3 protein-coding genes are annotated in these 3,892 nt (G+C 57.8%); all 3 read left to right on the forward strand.

Features of this window, described 5'->3' with window-relative positions; translation table 11 throughout:
* Positions 1-639: 639 nt before the first annotated feature.
* Positions 640-1,743, forward strand: coding sequence for a hypothetical protein (locus ATN37_RS00295; RefSeq protein ID WP_021334723.1), 1,104 nt, complete (start codon positions 640-642; stop codon positions 1,741-1,743).
* Positions 1,744-1,833: 90 nt separating this feature from the next.
* Positions 1,834-2,445 (forward strand): hypothetical protein, encoded by a 612-nt coding sequence (locus ATN37_RS00300; RefSeq protein WP_021334722.1) that lies wholly within the window; start codon positions 1,834-1,836, stop codon positions 2,443-2,445.
* A complete protein-coding gene (locus ATN37_RS00305) occupies positions 2,442-3,488 on the forward strand; it encodes an ImmA/IrrE family metallo-endopeptidase (RefSeq protein ID WP_021334721.1) in 1,047 nt (348 codons plus the stop codon). Before ATN37_RS00300 ends, ATN37_RS00305 begins: the two co-directional genes overlap by 4 nt.
* Positions 3,489-3,892 lie beyond the last annotated feature (404 nt).

Raw genomic sequence — 3,892 nt, forward strand, 5'->3', positions numbered from 1 at the left:
AACCGCGGCGCTCTCCCGATGCTCCGCATCGGGACCGGAAGCGGCTCGCTTCGCTCCCCGCCAGGGAGCCGCTGCGCGGCTCGCGGTGGGTCCAGACAGACTGCCGTCGATCGAGTCGCTGCGCACCTCTAAATTCCTGAATTATATTTGTCACCAAAGGATTTGATCGGAACCGTGAAGTCGGTACCCAAGTACCAAACGAGGCTGGGGAGGGACGGAGGTCGCTCGAAGGTACCCTGTCTCGCGACTACCAACTCATCGTCATCATGCTTCCCATCCTACAAGACCCCACCCCAAACCGCAAAACAACACAGAACCACGAAACGCCGAAATTATCACCACTGCAACAGAATTGGTACCTCTATAAAACATTTCCATGCGTAATCTCTGAAACCGATTATCCACCAACTGATTATCCAAAGTTACTGAAACACAATAACATTCAAAACACCCGAAAATCGACCTTCCCGAGCCCACCATCGGCGCTCCATCCCCTCGGTAGCTGACATATCTACTGGCTCAAGCACCCTAGCCGCGGCGAAAATCCGCCGGCAGTCGACATCGCGTCGACACTCCAGTTCCCGCAACACATCCGGACTCATCCCGATGCAACTCTGACCCCACCTGGATACTGATCGCATGCCGACCTACGACAGACCAGTTTTTAGATCCAAACTTGTAGCCAAAGCTCTGGCGGGCGAGATCCGACAGGACCTGGACGATACGGTCGGCGGAATCAGCTGGTGGGCCAACTACCAGCTCGGGCGCGACACACTCTCCGAACTCTCCCACTATGCCGTCAGTGCAGCTCAGAGTGTCGCAACAAATCTTGACGAAGCCGCACTTCACTATTTCCAGTACCAAGAACGCATACGCGCAGAAGACATCTTCCTGACCCGAAAACTCACCGAAGGTCGCGGACAGCTAACGAAACTCAACGAACGGCAGGAGATCGACAGGCGCCGAGAGGCGGAGATCGGAGCGCACCGAACCGCGTTTTTCCGTTCGATCGGATCCACACTCGATACCCTCGCCGGCGTCACAATCGTAGTGAGTGCCCTGTCATTGAACGTGCTCCGCGCCGACTTCGGGATGCTCTGCACATCCGACACCTCCGACACATACCCACGCCTCACCGGACCGGCGGGCGGAAAACTGCGCAAGGCCCTCGCCACCGACACCTCCGACGGAGCACACGCCCAAGAGACCCTCCTTCGCGGTATCCGTGCAGCTGTCGTTGCCGCTGGTCCTCCCGGATGGGTTCAATGGACGCTCGAAACCCGCAATAGCTTCGTTCACCGATCACAATGGCTGAAAATGACCATGCACGATCGACCCCACCGCACCGCCCCTACCAACTGGATTCGCCCACTTCCACGCACACCAGCCCAAAGTGAAGGCGCAGCGCTCAGAGCCGCCGACACACTGACGGACACATACCTCACCGAAGATGCGCTCGCTTCGATGCACGGAGTCCTCGAATCTGTAGATGCAGTGATCAAAGCCGTAATCGAGCAATGTTCACACCTGTGGACCCGACGACGCGCCAACCCTCACCTACTCGAGCAGCCAGGTTCACAGTGGACAGCGCCTACTACCGCAGCCAGCTTCGACGGATACCACCCCGGCTCCGCGCAACGAGCATTCGACAACGCCGACGCCATCCTCGTGCATCCCACCGAAGGGAAACGTCTACTAACACTCATAGACCCGCAGGAGGCAACCCCGCGTCGCACGAAATAGCGAACAGGCCGTTGAGAGGGATGAACCGTGCCGCCGCTGGTGAAATTCGATCGACCAGCAAAATCGAGCGCAGGTGGTATATTTTCTGGTATGAATTCATACCCGGATCGACAAAAAGTCGTCGACGACTTGGGCGAGAAGTTCCTTGACGCATTCGTAGCGTCCGTGGACAAGGCACGTGCCGATCTGGAAGAGTTTCGCGACTTCCGACCGGAATGGTTCGTCAACTTCTCGAAACGGTTCATCGCCGGTTTCATCCACGAACGCATCTGGGACTCGATGCTGCGCACAGCAGACGAGGGCGACGTCCACTTCAAGGACGACGAACCGACTCGGGAAATCCACATCGGCACCAACTACGTGGTCCGAATCAAGCGCCACACCGAAAACTTGAAGATTACGAGCTACCCGACCACCGGCGCACTCGCATTTTGGACGAACAGTGCCACCGCTCAACTGCCGGATCTCGAATTGTGGAGCCTGGCAATGGGATACATATGGAATCCTGAAGAGGCCGCGATCGGCGACACGATCTTGTCGTTCCGTGACAGCAAAGACACACCTATCTGGTCGATTCTGCTGCACTCGGGCCAGTCCGGTCAGGCCACCGGCATCACGTGGACACCAGTGGACCCGCAGTTGCCCCAGCTCGATCTCAGCGATGTTGTCGCTACGAGCGAAGACACAGTAGAAGGATCATGAACCAGATCGGCGACGTAATCCTGACATCGCGGCGTGCAGCCGGGATGACTCAGGAGGACCTGGCTGAGCAGCTCGGCATCACACAAGCAGCGCTGTCCCGCTACGAAAACAACCTTCGAGAACCCGACAGCGACACACTCGAACGGATGAGTCGTGCCCTCGACGTGTCGGTACCGTTCTTGACTCATGCGTTCAGGTTGCAGGGGGCAATCGCTGCCGACGCCCACATGCGTCGGCAGAAGACAACCAAAGCCTCTGATTGGAAACTGGCAGAAGCGAAGCTGAACCTGTATCGGATGCGTGCAGCATTTCTGCTGCAGCGCGTCCCGATGACGCCGCAGAATCATGTACCGACATTCGACCCGGACGACACGACACCATCCGACGCGGCACGGATACTTCGCGCGCAATGGAAGATGCCGATCGGGGCGGTCCGCAATCTCACCAGATGGGTCGAGTCAGCCGGTGTCATCGTCGTCGAACAAGACTTCGGTACGCACCGCATGGACGGGTTGTCGCAATGGGCAAGCGACTATCCCATCATCATGCTCAACAGCGCACTGCCGGCCGATCGCAAGCGGCTGACACTCGCACACGAACTCGGGCACCTGGTTCTGCACAACACGTACATCGATGCCGACATGGAAGCTCAGGCGAACGAGTTCGCGGCCGAACTCTTGATGCCGGCGCACATCATCGAGTCCGAATTCAGAAATCTCACACCCGCGAAACTGCTTGCAATGAAACAGGTGTGGGGTGTTTCAATGCAGGCGCTCTACGAGCGCGCATACCGCATGGGCAAGGTCAGCACAGACGATCGCCAACGCTTCTACCGTTCGTTGAACGCACGAGGATGGAAGGTGAACGAACCGGGAACCGACAAAATCCCGCCAGAAACCCCGGAATTGGCGCGAAGCATCGGAGAGATGCTGATATCGAAGGCCGGCCTGTCACGAGAGGAAGCAGCCGCCCTCATCGGCCATCGAATAGCGGCCAACGAAACCGTCTTCCTCTCCCCCGAAAAACGCTTGCGCGCCGTCTGATCGCCGACGTCAAACTAGCTACCGCAAACGGGTATGGCGATCGATTCCGTCGGCGCGATCGGGAGCGGAACCAGAGGGCGCTCGAACATCATCTATTCAGCCATACGGTTGTTTCGGTGATGGCCGGGTGCCGTTCTTCTATTCGATCCGAGAGACTTGTAGTCCGCCATCGTTGAGACTCTCGTACAAGTCCTCAATTTTCACCTGCCCGCCGCGCTCGTCGCATTGTGTGAAAATTATTCGTTGCGCAGCACGTGAGAGTCCGACAAAGAAAGCTGATGAGGAATCGTCAAATTCTGTGGATTAAGGTGTGTCAGGCGACCTCGGATACCGGCGTGTCCGGTGACGGTTCCGGGGTGATCTCGACGGGTCGTTCGAGGAGCTTGCCCTTGTGGAACAGCGCA

The organism is Rhodococcus sp. MH15, from assembly GCF_019266045.1.
Classification (GTDB): domain Bacteria; phylum Actinomycetota; class Actinomycetes; order Mycobacteriales; family Mycobacteriaceae; genus Rhodococcus_F; species Rhodococcus_F qingshengii.

Excerpts from the sequence above, each read along its gene's own strand:
- ATN37_RS00295 (WP_021334723.1), top strand. The coding sequence starts at position 640 with ATGCCGACCTACGACAGACCAGTTTTTAGATCCAAACTTGTAGCCAAA.
- ATN37_RS00300 (WP_021334722.1), top strand. The coding sequence starts at position 1,834 with ATGAATTCATACCCGGATCGACAAAAAGTCGTCGACGACTTGGGCGAG.
- ATN37_RS00305 (WP_021334721.1), top strand. The coding sequence starts at position 2,442 with ATGAACCAGATCGGCGACGTAATCCTGACATCGCGGCGTGCAGCCGGG.